The sequence below is a fragment of the Bacillus sp. FSL K6-1012 genome, from assembly GCF_037964915.1.
GTDB lineage: Bacteria > Bacillota > Bacilli > Bacillales > Bacillaceae > Bacillus > Bacillus halotolerans.
In genome coordinates this window covers 1,062,333-1,078,113 of sequence record NZ_CP150175.1, presented here as the reverse complement: position 1 = coordinate 1,078,113, position 15,781 = coordinate 1,062,333, and the positions used below count along the sequence as shown (strand labels likewise).

Sequence of the window (15,781 nt, the reverse complement as noted above, 5' to 3'; positions counted from 1 at the left end):
AAAGTGAGGCGCTTATCTGCGGCCTCACTTTTTTATGCCCAAGCTGCGGGCAAACTCTCCGATTTTTTGATGGATGACGAAATCAAACAAACTGTCGCAGTACGTCGGCTCCAGGTTAATAATGGCTTTTTTAATGCCTGGAATCCGGATTGCATCCTCAGGCACAAATCTTGCGGGAGCAACCTCAAGAGACGTGCCGATCACCAATAATAGGTCGGCTTTATCCAGCTTTTCATAAAGCGTGTCAAAATGCAAAACGGCATCGCCAAACAGAACGACATCGGTTTTTAATACCGTTCCGCACACCTCACCGTCATTTCCGAACGCTGTACACTCCGGCACATCATGCTTCAGTAAATGAGGGAGATCATATCGGGCACCGCATGAGAGACAGCTCGCTGTTTGGATAGAGCCATGCAACTCGTATACATGTCTGCTTCCGGCTTTTCTATGAAGGCCGTCAATGTTTTGTGTGAATATATCCATCTGCTTCCCTTGTTTCTCCAGTTCTGCCAAAAGCAAATGCCCTTCATTCGGTTCATAGCTCCCGCTCATTTTCATTTGAAACAATTCTTTGAACTTAGGCCAAAACAGACGCGGATAGCTTAAAAAATAATCAAGGCTCATCGCCTCCATCCTTGAGGCATCCTCAGTCCAGATGCCGCCGGCTGAGCGAAAATCGGGTATGCCTGATTCTGTGCTCATTCCCGCTCCGGTCAGCACGACAATTCGCTGCGCTTCATTCAGCATGTTTCTGAATGCTTCCAATTCAACACCGCCTTACAGTCTTTTTTCTTATTTTACCATGAAAAAGACCCCGCCTCTTTGAGACGAAGTCTTTCTTTTTTAAGCCCGTTCCTTTTCCCCTTTATTGAGATTTACTTGAAACGGATCGTGCTGGTGCTTCTGGTTGACATACACCATTTGTCCGGGATAAGCAAATTCAACCCCTTCAGCGCCGAGGATTTCAATAATTTTGTAGTTGATATCCTCTCTGACATGAAGGTTCTCCGCCCAAACCGTTGTTTTTGTATAGAAGTTGAAAAATAAATTGTAATAGCTGTCAGCAAACGTATCGAAATTGACCATGATTGTATCATTATCGACGCCTTCATGTTCAAGCAGCATCTTTCTGAGCGAACGAATGCAGCGTTCCAAATTCTCAATCGGCGTTGCGTAGGATACATGAATGGAAAACGTAATCTGGCGCTTGGTCATTCTCGTCCAGTTCGTGATGGCTTCCATCGACAGCGTGGAATTCGGCACCGTTACAAGCGCACCCTGCGCTGTTCTGAATCTTGTGCTTCTGAAGGTAATATCCTCCACTGATCCGGTCACTGTCGCCGTCTCCACCCAATCACCGATCGTAAACGGCTTTTCAGTGATAATGATGATTCCGCCAAAGAAGTTGCTGATCGTGTCTTTCGCTGCTAGCGCAAAAGCCAATCCGCCAAGCCCAAGGCCCGCCACAAACCCATTGACGTCATAATTAAATTCCTGCGCGATCACGCTCACACTGAGCGCTATAATGACAAAACGGAGCAGCTTAGACAAAAACGGCGCCAGAATATCATCCATATCCAGTTCGAAGCGCTGATTCACTTTATGAAAAATAAAAGATGATGTAGCGGTCAAATTACAAAGCCCCCAGCTCAACAGCGCCACAATCAGCGAGCGGTATATTTTGCTGATCAGCGGCATCTGTGCATCTAAAAACGGTGAATAGCGGATCGCTAAAAACAGCCCTAAGGCAACAAAAAACCATCTGGCAGGCTTATCGAATGCCACAACCACCTGTTTAAAAATTTCGGTTTTCGGTTTGTTTGTCATATTAAAAAGCAAATTAAAGAAATATCTTGTAAACAGTTTTCTTAGTATAAGAAACAACAGCAAAATTGCCAAACTGATGCCGGTTTGTATGATTTTATCAAGCGTGAAATATTGCTGCAGATGATCTAGCATGGCAGTCTCCCCTCTATCCCAATCGAATGTTTATTATACTAAAACATTCGGCAGAATGCTTCCCTAAATGTCTTTATAAAACACAAAACCCCGGCGGAGCGCCGGGGCAATTTCTCATTTTAACCATTCAGCCAGATTCAATAGGGACAGTCACTTACTTTTTTTTCGTTTGTGTCTGATCAAGGAGAGTTGCTTTTTGCATTTCAACATCCGTTTCGGCTTTAATTCTTTCCTCCACTCTGATTCTCCCTTTTCCCATGATCTCGCCTCCTTTTTTGCTATTATAAAGTAACAGAATATTTTGTGAACATGTCGAAAGCACTATTTTTCTCCCGAAATATGCTCGGATACGGTGAGTGTTCTTGTTTCAGTTATACGTTGTTTTCAGCTTGGACTATTCAAATATGACAGAAAAAAAATTCACAAGTTGGTATCGCGGTGCATATATGGATTTGATACAATAACAGAAATGCCCATATGAGGAGCTGACAAGCTTGTTCACCATTGCCCACCGCGGAGCATCCGGCTACGCTCCCGAAAATACAATTGCTGCATTTGATCTCGCGGCAGAAATGAATGCAGATATGATTGAGCTGGATGTCCAGCTAACAAAAGACAGGCAGATTGTCGTTATACACGATGACAGAGTGGACCGGACAACAAACGGTTCAGGCTTTGTTAAGGATTTTACGCTGAAGGAGCTGCAGGCACTCGATGCAGGAAGCTGGTACGGCCCCGCTTTTCAAGGAGAAAAAATCCCGACTCTGGAGGACGTGCTCAAGCGCTACCATAAAAAAATCGGACTTTTAATTGAACTAAAGGGCCACCCTTCGCAAATCGGGATTGAAGAAGAAGTGGGACAGCTGTTAGGACAATTTTCTTTTTCTATTAACAATATTGTTCAATCCTTTGGTTTCCGTTCCATCCAAAGGTTCCGCGAGCTTTATCCATCGATTCCGACAGCCGTTATTACAAGACCGAATTTTGGCATGCTGTCCAGAAATCAGCTGAAAGCCTGCAAAGCTTTCGCAAATTATATCAATATCAAATACACACGTCTCAATCGTCTCATGATCGCTTCCGCCCATAAAAATGGATTAAAAGTGTTTGCATGGACAGTAAAGCATCAGAAAACAGCAGCCAAACTGCAGGCCATGGGCGTCGACGGGATTGTCACAGACTACCCGGACTACGTATTAAAGGATGGAAAACATGAATAGATATAGTGCAGTTTTTATTGGAGGCGCCCTTGGCGCTTGTCTCCGATACGGATGTAACATCAGCATAAACAATAATATATTTCCGGCTGCAACTTGGCTGGAGAACGCGGCAGGCAGCCTTCTTTTAGGCATTCTGACCGGTTTTTTTATGATTAGGGCGAAACGGCCTTTGCTATCGGCTTTTTTAGGCACCGGTTTTTGCGGAGGCTTTACAACCATGTCAACGCTTTCTAAAGAAACGGTCATGCTGTTGCAATCGCATTCGTCATTAGCTGTTTTGTATATGGCGGTCTCATTCATATCAGGAATCGGGCTTGCGCTCTTCGGCGTTTTGGCAGGACGGCGAATAGCCCAATTTCAAATCGGAAAGGAGCGGAAGCAATGATGACACTGGCTGGTATTTTCGCAGCGGGAGGACTCGGTGCTGTGCTGCGTTTTTGGCTTGGCAACATCATAACATCTAAAACGCAAAGCCTTCGTTTTCCAGTCGGCATATTGACCGTTAATATACTGGGTGCCCTCGGTCTTGGGCTTTTTACAGGGCTTCATGTGACAAATTCATCTGCAGCACTCATCATCGGCACCGGCTTTTTTGGCGCCTTTACCACGTTTTCGACTTTCAGCGTTGAAAGTGTTCAGCTCTTGCTGGCCAAGCGTGTAAAGGAAAGCATCCTATACATCGGTTTAACGCTTTGCGGGTCCCTTTTGGCGTTTTGGTGCGGCTGGACGCTGCTGACATAAAAAAACCTTGAGCTTATTTCTCGCTCAAGGTTGCACTGTTCAGCATGACTGGCTCGGGCATCGGCAGCGTATGGTGGGCCGTAATCCCGGATGTCTGGCTGATTTCTTCTTTTATATCTATTTGCTTAATCAAACGGCCATCCATCTTCAGCACCTTTATTGTATATGATCCGATGCGAATGGATTCGCCAGCCTCAATATCAATGTTTTCTTTCAATATCAGCCCGCCGATAGTGTCCACGTCTTCTTGAATCGACGCGCCGAGAAGGCTGTTCACCTGATCCATGCGAACCTTTCCATCCATAACATAATGGCGGTCGCCAAGCTTTTGGATCAGCGGCTGTTCATCTTCATCAAATTCATCTCTGATCTCGCCGACAATTTCTTCAAGAATGTCCTCTGTCGTGACAAGTCCCGAGGTTCCGCCGTATTCATCCGACAAAATCGCCATATGAATGCGTTCACGCTGCATTTTAATCAGCAGATCATGAACCGGAATTGTTTCAATGACTTCGATCACTGGCCGCACATACGGATGGATCGTCATTTTCATTCTTTCCTCTTCTGTCATAAACAGCAAGTCAGAAAACAAATGCTTCGTATTAACCAAGCCGATGACACTGTCTTTGTCCCCATCTGTGACAGGCCAGCGGGTGTATTTTTCTTTCAGCATAACCTCCAGCATCTCTGCCATCGTCATATCCGTTGATACAGCGGCCATTTCCTTCCGCGGTATCATAATTTCTTTGGCAATGCGGTTATCAAATTCAAAAATCTTATTCACATATTTATATTCAGACGGATTAATCTCTCCGTTTTTTAAACTCTCACACAACAGCATTCTGAGTTCTTCTTCAGAATGAGAACCCTCATGTTCTGACGCCGGCTTCAAACCAAACATGCCGCATAAAAGCCGCGCCGATCCATTCAGGATCCAAATAAACGGAAACAGAAGCAAATAGAATAGTCGCAGCGGACCCGCTATCAGCAAGGTTAGCTGTTCAGCCTTTTGAATCGCGACCGTTTTCGGGGCCAGTTCACCTACAACAACATGCAGAAATGTAATCAAGCCGTACGCGACTGCAAAAGAGACTGCATGAGAAACCGATTCCGGCAGGCCGAGCGGTTCAAACAATGGATGCAGCAGCCGTTCAAATGCCGGCTCCCCCAGCACGCCGAGTCCAATTGATGTCACTGTAATGCCCAGCTGGGATGCAGATAAATATTCATCCAAATCTGTAATGACACGCTTTGCGAGTATCGCCCGTTTGTTTCCTTCTGTTATAAGCTGATCAATTTTGGATCTCCTTACTCTAACAATCGCAAACTCACTTGCGACGAAAAATGCAGTTAAAGCAATGAGCACACCAATTAAAATCAGACTGTCAATATCGTCCATTTAACCTTATCCCCTCATTAAAGGATAAGGAGTCACCTCCTGATATAATCATTTTTCCTTAACATTGAGGTACGCGGTGTATTGTTGCCTAAGCAGAGGGCCCCATCATACCACCTCCAAGTCAAAGTTTGATTATAAATTGTATATTTTATTGTAACACAACTCATTCCAAAAATGATTTTAAATTTTTAGACTTCTATCATAGGACAGCCTATTGATTCATCCGGCCAGCAGGTTCTTGATATCCGTGCATAGCCTTTTAAGACGATGCTAAGATTATTGGGCAAGGTGCTGTTCACTGAAATATCGGACATATATCTGTTTTTCAAGCTGAAGCTTGTACGGCTCATTCGCTCGGATCTGCTTCGGCGGCGTGCATAGGATAAAGTTCGTTTGAGGCCAGTTTGACTGTTAGATCATGACGTGTGCTTTTAAATGCTTACTAGATGTGTCTGGTCACACAGCACAGGCAAGGGCCAGGAATGGGCTCGACCAGTTTGCGTTATAAACGGTTTCTATCTTCAGGCCGGCTCTGCTGTTATTGATTGAATTTGGCGGTTTATCTAAGGGAGAGATAAAATCAGGAATTGAAAAACAGGACAAAGCTTGGGGCATACGACAAATAAAAAAGATAACAGCCTCAAATAGCTGTTATCTTTTTGTCTGAGATGGCCTATGAAAAATCTTTATATAAGGCAATAAAGATGTCGCGTGATTTTTTGATCTGCTCCAGCGGCACACTGAAGGATAAACGGAAGTGCCCTTTCATCCCAAAACCGCTGCTCGGTACAATTAACAATTTATACTTTTGCGCTGCATGCACACAAAATGCGACTTCATCTTCAATTGGCGACTTCGGAAAAACGAAGAAACCGCCTTTTGGCATTTCAAATTCAAAACCGGCTTCCTTTAAAATATCAACCATGAGATCCCTGCGCTCTTTATAAGCGCTTGCGTCTATTCTTAAATCATCCATTCTCGCCACAGCCCGCTGCATCATGACAGGCGCATTTACAAATCCAAGCGTTCGATTGCAGTACACAAAAGCGTTTATCAAAAGGTCAGCATCCGGCATGCTGCTGTCTAAGCCGATATAACCGAGCCGCTCCCCTGCTATGCCGAGGTCTTTACTGAATGAGCTCGCCAAAATGACACGGTGATACGATTGGAACGGATTTGCCAGTTCTTCATCATAAATCAGCTGACTGTACGGTTCATCAAACAGCACATAGATGGTTTGGCCGTTTGTCTCTTCGATCTCTTTTAACAGAGCGCCTAGATCATCTATATTTTTCTGGCTGAGTACGGTTCCCGTCGGGTTATGCGGTGTATTCAGAATGAGACCCTTCGTCTGCGGGGTGATCGCCTGCCTGACCGCTTCAATATCAATCTCGAACCGGGCTGTCAGCGGGCAGCTGACAGCCTTCCCGCCATAGTTCTCAATATACAATTTATATTCTGCAAAGTAAGGAGCGAGAATGATGACCTCTTCTCCCGGATTTAATATACTTTTTAACGCCACATTCAATGCGCCGCCCGCACCTACTGTCATGACAACGCGCTCAGCTGAAAACTCGGCAGCAAAGCGGCCTGCCAGAAATTGCGCGACTTTTTCTCTAGCTTCAGGAAGGCCCTGATTTTGTATGTATCCGTGGTTTCCTTTTTCAGCTTCTTCTATTAATGCTCTCGTAAAGGCTTCAGGCGGTTCAACGACCGGGTTGCCGATTGAAAAATCAAACACCTGGTCATTCCCGAACTCTTTCTTCAGTCTCGCTCCTTCATCGAACAGCTTTCGAATCCACGATCCTTTATTAAGGTTCTCTTCAATTTCCCGCGATAAACCAGCCAATCTCATCTGTCCCTTCTGCACATATAAATTGAACATTCTATCTATCTATGTTACTTCAATCAGAATTCGGATGCCACAATTTCCATATCCGGCATCTCAAAAAAACAATAAACTTGTGTAAGGCACCCTTCATATATTAAACTATTCTCATAACTATAACGTGATGGTTGGGAGGGATTTAGATGGGGCTGAGACTTATCGTATCAGTGAACTAGCGGCACTTGCCGGAGTAACGAAACGAACAGTTGATTATTATACGAATCTTGGTCTGCTGACGCCGGCCAGATCCTGTTCAAATTATCGTTACTACGATGAAAACGCACTTAAACGACTCATATTTATTGTAGATTGCAAGCAGCAGAGATTGGCCCTGTCCGATATTAAAGATCGACTGGAGAACCAGTTTCCCTCTTCAGCCATAGATCATGATGAAATTGGAAATCTGGCATCTGAAATTGATTATATGAATCAAAACATCTCCGGAATCTTGCATCGGTTTGAACGGCTGGAGCCTGAGGAGCGTGACAAGCTAAAAAGCAAACTTACACCCGAAAAGCTCGCCGTGTTCCAATCATTTATGCTGCTGTTAAGTTAAAACCATTTTACTAACAGGAGGTGTTACCTTCATTCTCATTGTAGAGTGAAGGTTCTAATTGGACATAGTGAATTTGATTTTAGTCGCTGTTTTAATCGCCCTGACGGCGTTTTTCGTAGCATCTGAGTTTGCCATTATCAGAATCAGAGGCTCACGGATTGATCAGCTGATCGCGGAAGGAAATAAAGCAGCAATTGCCGCAAAAAGAGTGACCACGCATCTTGATGAGTATCTATCTGCGTGTCAGCTTGGAATTACATTGACTTCCATTGGATTAGGGGTTTTAGGGGAATCAACGATTGAAAGGCTTGTTCATCCGCTTTTCGTACAATTGGACGTACCAAGTTCCCTTTCACATATCATATCGTTTATTTTGGCGTATGCCATTATCACGTTCCTGCACGTTGTTGTCGGAGAACTTGCACCTAAGACAGTTGCCATCCAAAAGGCGGAAGCAGTGTCTATGCTGTTTGCGAAACCGCTGATTTGGTTTTACCGCATCATGTTCCCGTTCATCTGGCTTTTGAACAATTCCGCAAGGTTATTGACAAAAGCTTTTGGCCTGGAGACCGTATCAGAAAACGAACTGGCTCACTCTGAAGAAGAGCTAAGAATCATTCTGTCGGAAAGCTATAAAAGCGGTGAAATTAACCAGTCAGAATTTAAATATGTGAATAAAATCTTTGAATTTGACGACAGGCTCGCGAAAGAAATTATGATCCCGCGGACCGAGATTGTCAGCCTTCCGCATGACATTAAGATTTCTGAAATGATGGAAATCATTCAAATTGAAAAATATACCCGCTACCCAGTAGAAGAGGGCGATAAAGATAATATTATCGGGGTTATTAATATTAAAGAAGTGCTGACCGCCTGCATCAGCGGCGAGGTTTCTGTTGATTCCACCATCTCTCAATTCGTGAATCCGATCATTCATGTGATTGAATCTGCGCCGATCCATGATTTGCTTGTCAAAATGCAAAAAGAAAGAGTCCACATGGCAATCCTGTCAGATGAATACGGCGGAACTGCCGGACTGGTGACGGTAGAGGACATTATTGAAGAAATCGTTGGCGAAATCCGCGATGAGTTTGATATGGATGAAATCAGCGAAATCCGCAAAATCGGCGAAGGCCATTACATGCTGGACGGTAAAGTCTTGATCGACCAAGTGAACGACCTGCTCGGCATTCATTTAGAGAATGAAGAAGTCGATACGATCGGCGGCTGGTTCCTTACTCAGAAATACGATGTTGAAAAGAACGATTCAATTATCGAAGAAGGCTGTGAATTTATTATTAATGAAATTGACGGCCACCACGTCGCTTATATTGAAGTGAAAAAGCTCGCAGCAGAAGAGCTGATAGAAGTTGGAGAGTCGAAAGAAGCATAATTTGAAAAGACACCCTTTATTGGGGTGTCTTTTTTTATTCTGGTTCGTTTTTGACGTGATCATACCTCTCTTCTGAAAACTGCTGCTAATAAATCGGTCATCCGCGGGAACTCTAAAAAGGTGCAACTGCGAGAAAAACGAACATCTCTGCATTATTATCGAAAAGGAGCGAAAACATGAAAGTTGTCGTAACTGGAGCAGCAGGTAAAATCGGACGCTGGGCTGTAAGAACAATATTAGAGGCCGGCCATGATGTGACAGCATCAGACAGAGTATTAAAAGAAGAATCCGCATCGAAAAAATTTATTCAAGCTGATTTACGAGATTACGGTCAGGTATGTCAGCTAATTATGGGCTGTGACGCTGTGATTCACCTTGGGAATATCCCTACAGATGTCAGGAATACATCACAGGCGATATTTGAAAATAATATGCTTGTTAATTTTAATATCCTGGAAGCCTGTAAAGATTTTAAAATCCGTAAGCTTGTGTGGGCTTCCAGTGAAACGGTGCTGGGATATCCATTTGTGCCGGACGAGCTCAGTTACCTTCCCGTAGACGAGGACCATCCAACGATCGTAAAGTCATCTTATGCGATGGCAAAACGGCTGACCGAAATCCTCTCAGATATGTATTCAAAGCTGATCAATACACAAATTGTCACTCTCCGCTTTGCGAATATATATGAGCCTGATGAGTACGAAAAAATCCCAGGCATGCACTGGAACGAGCAGCAAAAGGATATTCAAAAGAAAAACGCATGGGCGTATTGTGATGTCAGGGATGCTGCACATGCTTGCCTTCTAGCACTCGAAAAAAACAATCTCGGAAATGACGTCTTCCATATTACTGCACCCGATACCATCATGAAAGAGCCGAGTGAAGACTTAGTAAAACGATTTTTCCCCGATGTATCTTTAAAGAGAGATATAAAAGGATATGAAACGCTGATGGCAATCGATAAAGCCAAAAAGGTCCTTGGCTATGAACCGCGTTATACATGGCGTTCTGTATTAAATAATGACGGCTCTCTTAAAGCACTGCCAGAGGATCAGCTATCATTATCAAAAATATAAACATCACAAAAAAGCAGCAGGCGATCACCGGACTCCTGCTGCTTTTTTTATATCATAATCATCTAAATTGATATCCAAATCCATTTTGAGGGCCATCTTCGCCAACTGCTTCCCCATATAGGGGCCCATTGTTAAACCAGACGATCCAAGACCGTTTGCCACTATGATCCCATTCCAGCCGGGAAGAGATCCGATCACCGGCACATCGCCTGGTGTAAAGGGGCGTAAGCCGACTCTTGCCTCTTGAAAGGTGCTGCTGTTCGCTAAGCCGGGAGCCATTTCTAATCCTTTGCTCAGAAGTTCCTGCAGCCCGCCAGCCGTTATCCGCACATCACGTCCGCCTATCTCATCTTCACGTGTCGCACCGATGGCTATTCTATTGTCATGATAAGCTAAAAGATATTCTTTGGAAGGCGGCATCACTGCAGGCCAGCTGTCGATATGATTTACATTCGGCACCTGCACATACACAATTTGCGCTTTTTGCACACTTACTTTGAAGTGAATTCCCAAAGGCGCTAACAATTGGTCTGCCCAAACACCGGCACAAACAATAACCTCGTCAGAAGAATAGATTTCATTACCGACAGTTACGCCTGTGACACGATTCGAATGATGTCGAAGCGCAGCATCACCTTTTAAAATGACTGCACCGTTTCTTTGAGCAGATCTCAATAATGTATCTCGCAGCACTTCTCCATCCACGCGGGCGGCTCTGCTTATATGAACAGAATGGTACCGTTCAGCCAGCAGAGGAAACAAATCAGCGGTTTGGTTTTCATGAAGAAAGGTAATCTCACCAATTTCCGCGGCAGCTTGTTTACGCTCCCGCACACGTTTTTCGATCTTTTCTATCTTTTCTATATCTTGATGAATACTGAGAGCACCGACTTGAGCATAACCAATGTCCGTCTCGCCTTCTTTTCTAAGTTCTTCTATGAACCGAGGATAAAAGCGCGCTCCGTCCTTTGCCAGCCGGTACCAAGCCTGATCACGGCGAGGAGACAGCCATGGACAGATAATGCCTTTCGCTGCATGGGTGGCCTGGCCCTTATCTTTCCGATCTATAACAAGAACCTCTGCACCCATTTTGGCTAGCTGATATGCTGTTGATGCTCCCAAAATTCCAGCCCCGACTATTATCATTTTTTTCATGATCCGTAACCTTTCCCAATGATCAATACCTCATTTAGTATAGCTAATGGCCCAGGAAATTATAAACAATCGGGAAATGGATGAATGCAATGACTGATGAATTAAAGTTGTTCCAGCTTCTTTTCAAGCTCTTTAATGCTGTTATTCAAAGCCTCTGTCATAGCCGCCAGCCTTTCCTTAGACGGAAGGTGGGCAAAATCAGCCTGCTGCAAAGGTTTACCGATAATCAGCTTCATTTTTCCTTTTTTGAACAACGCCTTTCCGCTTGAAGGTCCTTTATAAGCGGCCGGAACAAGGGGCGCTTTCCCCATTTGCGCAATTGTCACTGCGCCTCTTTTTAAAGGCACATCCTCAGAGGTTCTTGTTCCGCTTGGGAAGATTCCGACAATTTCTCCTTCTTTCAGCAGCTTAATCGGCGTTTTAATGCTGCTTGGGCCGGGATTTTCCCGATCTACCGGAAAGGCATGAATTTTCTTCAGAAACGAACCAATCCATTTATTTTGAAAAAGCTCTTTTTTCGCCATGTAGTGTATTTGATAAGGAAGAATCCCGACTCCGAGTGTGATCACATCAACCCAGCCAGAGTGTGTACACGCGATGACAAAACCTGAATCGGCCGGAAGGTTTTCTTTGTTATACACCTTCACTCCTCCGCGAAGAGAAAGAATAACTTTTAAAGCATTTGCACAAAACTTATACATATCGCACTTCCTTTGTCGTAATCAATGATTCTTTCTGTTACTTATTATAACAACATTTTTTATTACCTGGTACTAATTTTTAAGATTTCTCTTTTCTTAACGTCAAAAAGCTGAGGAATCATCCTCAGCTTTTTGTTATATGCCCTCTCTTGTCGGAGGCGCCATAAATTCCGGTCCGACCGGGTTTGATATCGTCTGTTCCAATATGGTATTGATGTCTTTTTTATCTTGACTGCTCAGCGTCCAGCCGGTAATTTCTGATACCGCCTCTATTTGCTCAGGTTTTCTAGCCCCCCAAAGGGCGATCCCAGCTCCCGGCTGGTCTAAAATCCATCTGACGGCCAGATGAATCACTGATTTTCCATACCGTGTCTTCGCCAGCTCATCTAATTGATTGACAGCAGAAAGATACTCTTTAAATCTTGGCTTCTGGAATTTCGGATCGTGATTTCGGAGATCGTCTCCCTCAAACGAATGATCTTCTGTCATTTTTCCTGTTAACAGCCCTCTGCATAAACTGCCGTACAATAGTGTTGTCATCTGTTTGTCTTTCGCATACGGAAGCACATTCTCTTCAATTTCCCTTTCAAACAGATTGTAAGGAGGCTGGATTGTATGAAGCGGAGCAACAGCCCGAAATGTATCCATTTGTTCAACCGAAAAATTACTGACGCCGATCGCGCGGATTTTCCCGGCATCATATAATTCCTTCATCACTTCTGCTGTTTCCTCTATCGGGACAAGCGGATCAGGCCAGTGCACCTGATATAGATCGATATAATCCGTCTGAAGACGTTGCAGGGAATCCTCGACCTCCTGTATAATTCTCGCTCTGTTAGCATGGCGGAACAGCTGATTGTTTTTCCAATCCAGCGCCGTTTTAGTGGCAAGAACAACCTGATCTCTTGCCCCATGCTGCTTGATCGCCTTCCCGACAATTTCTTCGGACTGCCCGAACCCATACGCCGGCGCGGTGTCAATCAGTGTGATCCCCTTATCAAGAGCGGCGCGGATGGTTTCGATCGATGTTTTTTCATCAGTGCCTCCCCACATGGTTCCGCCGATCGCCCATGTGCCGAGTCCAATTCGGGAGGCTTTTATTCCTGTGTCTGAGATACTGGTATATTCCATTGTGCCACTCCTTCACTTTTTCACTATGGTTTCCCTGATGGAAAAAATGTTAAACATTTCTCACCACTATCTTTCAGGGCAAATTTTAGGTACTATAGAGTAATGGTGTTTAATTACGTATTAAAAAGCCGTTTGCATGTAATGTGCAACTTTAAACCTTTCTTATGCGTGTATAACATAGAGGGGAGAAAAGGCAGTGACGATCGATGAAATTTACCAAATGTACATGAATGATGTTTACAGGTTCCTGCTCTCCATGACAAAAGACAAGCATCTTGCCGAAGACTTGCTGCAGGAAACCTTTATGCGGGCATACATACACATTCACTCCTATGATCACAGCAAAGTAAAGCCCTGGCTTTTTCAAGTGGCGCGGAACGCCTTCATTGATTACGTCAGAAAGCATAAGAAAGAAGTAACCATTTCTGATGATTTGATTGGAAGTCTCTTTCAAACTGCTGTTCAGAGCCCTGCCCATCAGGTAGAGATAAAGGAAGTGCTGACTGGTTATATGTCCGAGCTCCCCGATAACTATCGGGAGGCGTTAACACTATATTATTTAAAAGAATTAAATTACAAAGAAGCATCCCATATTATGAATATTTCAGAGGCGAATTTTAAAAGTGTTTTGTTTCGTGCCAGACAGCGGCTGAAAGCACTTTATAATAGAGGTGTTAATGATGAATGAAGAATTTAAAAAGCGTTTTGATCAATATAAAAACGGTGAAATGAGCGATCAGGAAATGACCGCGTTTGAAGAGGAACTTGAGAAGCTCGAAGTGTATCAGGAAATGATTGATAGTGAGCTGCCAGACGATCATGATTGGGATGTCGACATCAGTCCTGAAAAACAAAAAGCCATTCTGGCCTACGGCAAACGGAAGTCTTATTTGCGTATTTCCGCGCTTGCCGTCATTTCGACATTAATGATTTTGCCGCTATGTACGCTGGGAAGCTACCTCTATTACGGAATGGGAGGAAAACACAGCACCGGCAATGAATTTATGGAAACTGCCGCAGTCACTGTAGCCCTGACTATGCCAAATGTTCTTGTCGATACTTCTGGACTGAAGAGCCAGGTGAAGCTGTTTGGCATGAATACAGAATTCCCGCTGCAAAAACAGATTGGCACAAAAACGGCCGCCGTGGGGAATGAACGGGTGGAAATGTTTTATGACAGAGTGAAAGCGCCGGTCGTCAACTACTATGACTTAGAAATCCATAAAGCCGGCCATTACTTTACACACCCATCAAGCGGATCTGAACAAACAACCGCAAAAGCAGAAAAAACATTAAAAACTTTGCCTGAAGGGACTGTTTCCGAGGTCTACCTTTCTTATGACCGGGCATATCCGACAAAAGAAGTGTATCAAAAATTCAGCGGCTATGATGTAAGCTTTTTGTGGAACGCAGTTGAAACAGAGAACAATACAAAGGATACCCCTTACGCAGAGCCGCTTGGCTACCCAGGGAAAGATTCAAAGTTCCTGACTGCTCTTGATACAAAAGGCAAGTCAAACGGCGACCAATTTATCGATGCTTTAACTTACATATCGAAGCACGAGAAATGGGCGCAGGTCATCTCAAAACGAAAAGATTTAAAAGTGGACTCCCGCTTGGATTATGTAGAGAAAAATGGTGTTAATGTATACGGCTCAGTCGTTACAGGACCGACCAAGGAAATCCAGCGCATGCTGAAAAACAAATCAGTAAAATCAGCAAATGTCGGCGAGGTGGAATTATGGAATTGGTAAGAATTTTTAAAGAACATAATGTATTTGGCTGGATATCTGTCGGGACAGCAATTCTGTCTTTGCTCTTGCTTAATTTGGCGATTATCAGCAATGTGACCTCTTATTCTTATCAAATGCTGCCGTTTGCCATGGCCGCCGTTCCGTTTGGCGTTATCGAGCTTTTCATCAAAAGAGGACGCACGGGTCCCGGCCTGCTCGGCGTTGTACTTAATCTCTTTGTGATTATCTGTGTGTATACCATCGTATCAGTGGATACCAACTTACAGTTTGGCTTTTAGCAGAAAAGACGCCTGAAACGGCGTCTTTTTTATTACAGCTGTTTTCTGAATAAATAACTTTCAATCGTAAATCCCATTCTATCCTTATAAAATCTGTGGGCGTCTTTGCGCTGAAGGCCTGATGAAAGACTGACAAGAGGATAGCCCGCATCTTTCGCCCAGTTTGCCGCATAATCCAAAAGAAGTTTGCCGTACCCTTTAGATCTGTGAGACCCGCTTGTGACAAGATCCGCTATCCATACGTACTCTCCTTTATGAAGCGAGACCCTTGGCAGCGCGCCGCACAGCGCCCTGATCGCTTTATCCTCATATAAGGCAAACAGCATATACGACTCTTTTTGGACACAGCGCTCCAGCCTATGTAAATACGTCTTTTCATCCAGCTCTGTTCGTAATTCACGCATTACCGGATATGCTTCCATCCATTCTTCTCTAGTCGTTAATTGTTTGATATGAAGCATCTTATCAATCCCCTCTCCATTCGTTACAATGATAATATCCGATTTATGGCATTCACCAAATAGCCA

Annotated in this window: 18 protein-coding genes; 9 read left to right on the top strand and 9 right to left on the bottom strand. The window is 44.1% G+C overall.

Annotated elements, in window-relative coordinates; translation table 11 throughout:
• Positions 1-24 precede the first annotated feature (24 nt).
• From NSS75_RS05535 to NSS75_RS05525, 3 genes are all read right to left on the bottom strand, one after another.
• Positions 25-768, bottom strand: a complete 744-nt coding sequence (locus NSS75_RS05535) for an NAD-dependent protein deacylase (protein WP_103672377.1) — start codon at positions 766-768, stop codon at positions 25-27.
• Between the two features lie 78 nt (positions 769-846).
• Positions 847-1,962, bottom strand: coding sequence for a mechanosensitive ion channel family protein (locus NSS75_RS05530; protein ID WP_095713728.1), 1,116 nt, complete (start codon positions 1,960-1,962; stop codon positions 847-849).
• Between the two features lie 154 nt (positions 1,963-2,116).
• The gene (locus tag NSS75_RS05525; RefSeq protein WP_103672376.1) at positions 2,117-2,221 is read right to left on the bottom strand and encodes a YhdX family protein; all 105 of its coding nucleotides are present in this window, start codon (positions 2,219-2,221) and stop codon (positions 2,117-2,119) included.
• Between the two features lie 235 nt (positions 2,222-2,456).
• Between NSS75_RS05525 and NSS75_RS05520 the strand changes: the two genes are divergently transcribed.
• The 3 genes from NSS75_RS05520 to crcB are packed head-to-tail and all read left to right on the top strand — an operon-like array spanning position 2,457 to position 3,923.
• Positions 2,457-3,182, top strand: coding sequence for a glycerophosphodiester phosphodiesterase family protein (locus NSS75_RS05520; protein WP_339236389.1), 726 nt, complete (start codon positions 2,457-2,459; stop codon positions 3,180-3,182).
• Positions 3,175-3,567, top strand: a complete 393-nt coding sequence (locus tag NSS75_RS05515; protein WP_103672374.1) for a CrcB family protein — start codon at positions 3,175-3,177, stop codon at positions 3,565-3,567. The genes NSS75_RS05520 and NSS75_RS05515 overlap by 8 nt, the downstream gene beginning before the upstream one ends.
• Positions 3,567-3,923: a fluoride efflux transporter CrcB gene (gene crcB, locus NSS75_RS05510; RefSeq protein ID WP_103672399.1), complete on the top strand. Its 357-nt coding sequence runs from the start codon at positions 3,567-3,569 to the stop codon at positions 3,921-3,923. Before NSS75_RS05515 ends, crcB begins: the two co-directional genes overlap by 1 nt.
• A gap of 13 nt (positions 3,924-3,936) precedes the next feature.
• Here crcB and NSS75_RS05505 read toward each other — a convergent pair whose 3' ends face one another.
• Positions 3,937-5,322, bottom strand: coding sequence for a hemolysin family protein (locus tag NSS75_RS05505; protein ID WP_185848135.1), 1,386 nt, complete (start codon positions 5,320-5,322; stop codon positions 3,937-3,939).
• Between the two features lie 673 nt (positions 5,323-5,995).
• Positions 5,996-7,177: a pyridoxal phosphate-dependent aminotransferase gene (locus NSS75_RS05500; RefSeq protein ID WP_101860893.1), complete on the bottom strand. Its 1,182-nt coding sequence runs from the start codon at positions 7,175-7,177 to the stop codon at positions 5,996-5,998.
• 157 nt (positions 7,178-7,334) lie between these two features.
• Here NSS75_RS05500 and NSS75_RS05495 point away from each other — a divergent pair, with 157 nt between their 5' ends.
• The 3 genes from NSS75_RS05495 to NSS75_RS05485 all read left to right on the top strand — a co-directional run bounded on the left by NSS75_RS05495 (position 7,335) and on the right by NSS75_RS05485 (position 10,235).
• Positions 7,335-7,766 (top strand): MerR family transcriptional regulator, encoded by a 432-nt coding sequence (locus NSS75_RS05495; RefSeq protein ID WP_024120741.1) that lies wholly within the window; start codon positions 7,335-7,337, stop codon positions 7,764-7,766.
• Positions 7,767-7,824: 58 nt separating this feature from the next.
• Entirely contained in the window at positions 7,825-9,159 is a 1,335-nt protein-coding gene (locus NSS75_RS05490; protein ID WP_339236382.1) for a hemolysin family protein, read from the top strand.
• A gap of 176 nt (positions 9,160-9,335) precedes the next feature.
• Positions 9,336-10,235, top strand: a complete 900-nt coding sequence (locus NSS75_RS05485) for an NAD(P)-dependent oxidoreductase (protein WP_024120739.1) — start codon at positions 9,336-9,338, stop codon at positions 10,233-10,235.
• A gap of 24 nt (positions 10,236-10,259) precedes the next feature.
• On the opposite strand, the gene NSS75_RS05480 is transcribed toward NSS75_RS05485, so the two are convergent.
• The 3 genes from NSS75_RS05480 to NSS75_RS05470 all read right to left on the bottom strand — a co-directional run bounded on the left by NSS75_RS05480 (position 10,260) and on the right by NSS75_RS05470 (position 13,222).
• Positions 10,260-11,390: an FAD-dependent oxidoreductase gene (locus NSS75_RS05480; protein WP_339236379.1), complete on the bottom strand. Its 1,131-nt coding sequence runs from the start codon at positions 11,388-11,390 to the stop codon at positions 10,260-10,262.
• A gap of 101 nt (positions 11,391-11,491) precedes the next feature.
• Entirely contained in the window at positions 11,492-12,091 is a 600-nt protein-coding gene (locus tag NSS75_RS05475) for a 1-acylglycerol-3-phosphate O-acyltransferase (protein WP_024120737.1), read from the bottom strand.
• A gap of 135 nt (positions 12,092-12,226) precedes the next feature.
• Positions 12,227-13,222: an aldo/keto reductase gene (locus NSS75_RS05470; protein ID WP_185848138.1), complete on the bottom strand. Its 996-nt coding sequence runs from the start codon at positions 13,220-13,222 to the stop codon at positions 12,227-12,229.
• A 196-nt stretch (positions 13,223-13,418) separates the two neighbouring features.
• Between NSS75_RS05470 and sigM the strand changes: the two genes are divergently transcribed.
• From sigM to NSS75_RS05455, 3 genes are read left to right on the top strand one after another with little or no spacing between them, the layout of a single operon-like run.
• Positions 13,419-13,910, top strand: a complete 492-nt coding sequence (gene sigM, locus NSS75_RS05465) for an RNA polymerase sigma factor SigM (protein ID WP_024120735.1) — start codon at positions 13,419-13,421, stop codon at positions 13,908-13,910.
• Positions 13,900-14,976 (top strand): anti-sigma factor, encoded by a 1,077-nt coding sequence (locus NSS75_RS05460; protein ID WP_081638263.1) that lies wholly within the window; start codon positions 13,900-13,902, stop codon positions 14,974-14,976. Before sigM ends, NSS75_RS05460 begins: the two co-directional genes overlap by 11 nt.
• Positions 14,964-15,254 carry a hypothetical protein gene (locus NSS75_RS05455; protein ID WP_024120733.1) on the top strand — a complete coding sequence of 97 codons (291 nt, stop codon included), beginning with the start codon at positions 14,964-14,966 and terminating at the stop codon, positions 15,252-15,254. The genes NSS75_RS05460 and NSS75_RS05455 overlap by 13 nt, the downstream gene beginning before the upstream one ends.
• A 32-nt stretch (positions 15,255-15,286) precedes the next feature.
• Here NSS75_RS05455 and NSS75_RS05450 read toward each other — a convergent pair whose 3' ends face one another.
• Positions 15,287-15,715, bottom strand: coding sequence for a GNAT family N-acetyltransferase (locus NSS75_RS05450; RefSeq protein ID WP_339236372.1), 429 nt, complete (start codon positions 15,713-15,715; stop codon positions 15,287-15,289).
• Positions 15,716-15,781 lie beyond the last annotated feature (66 nt).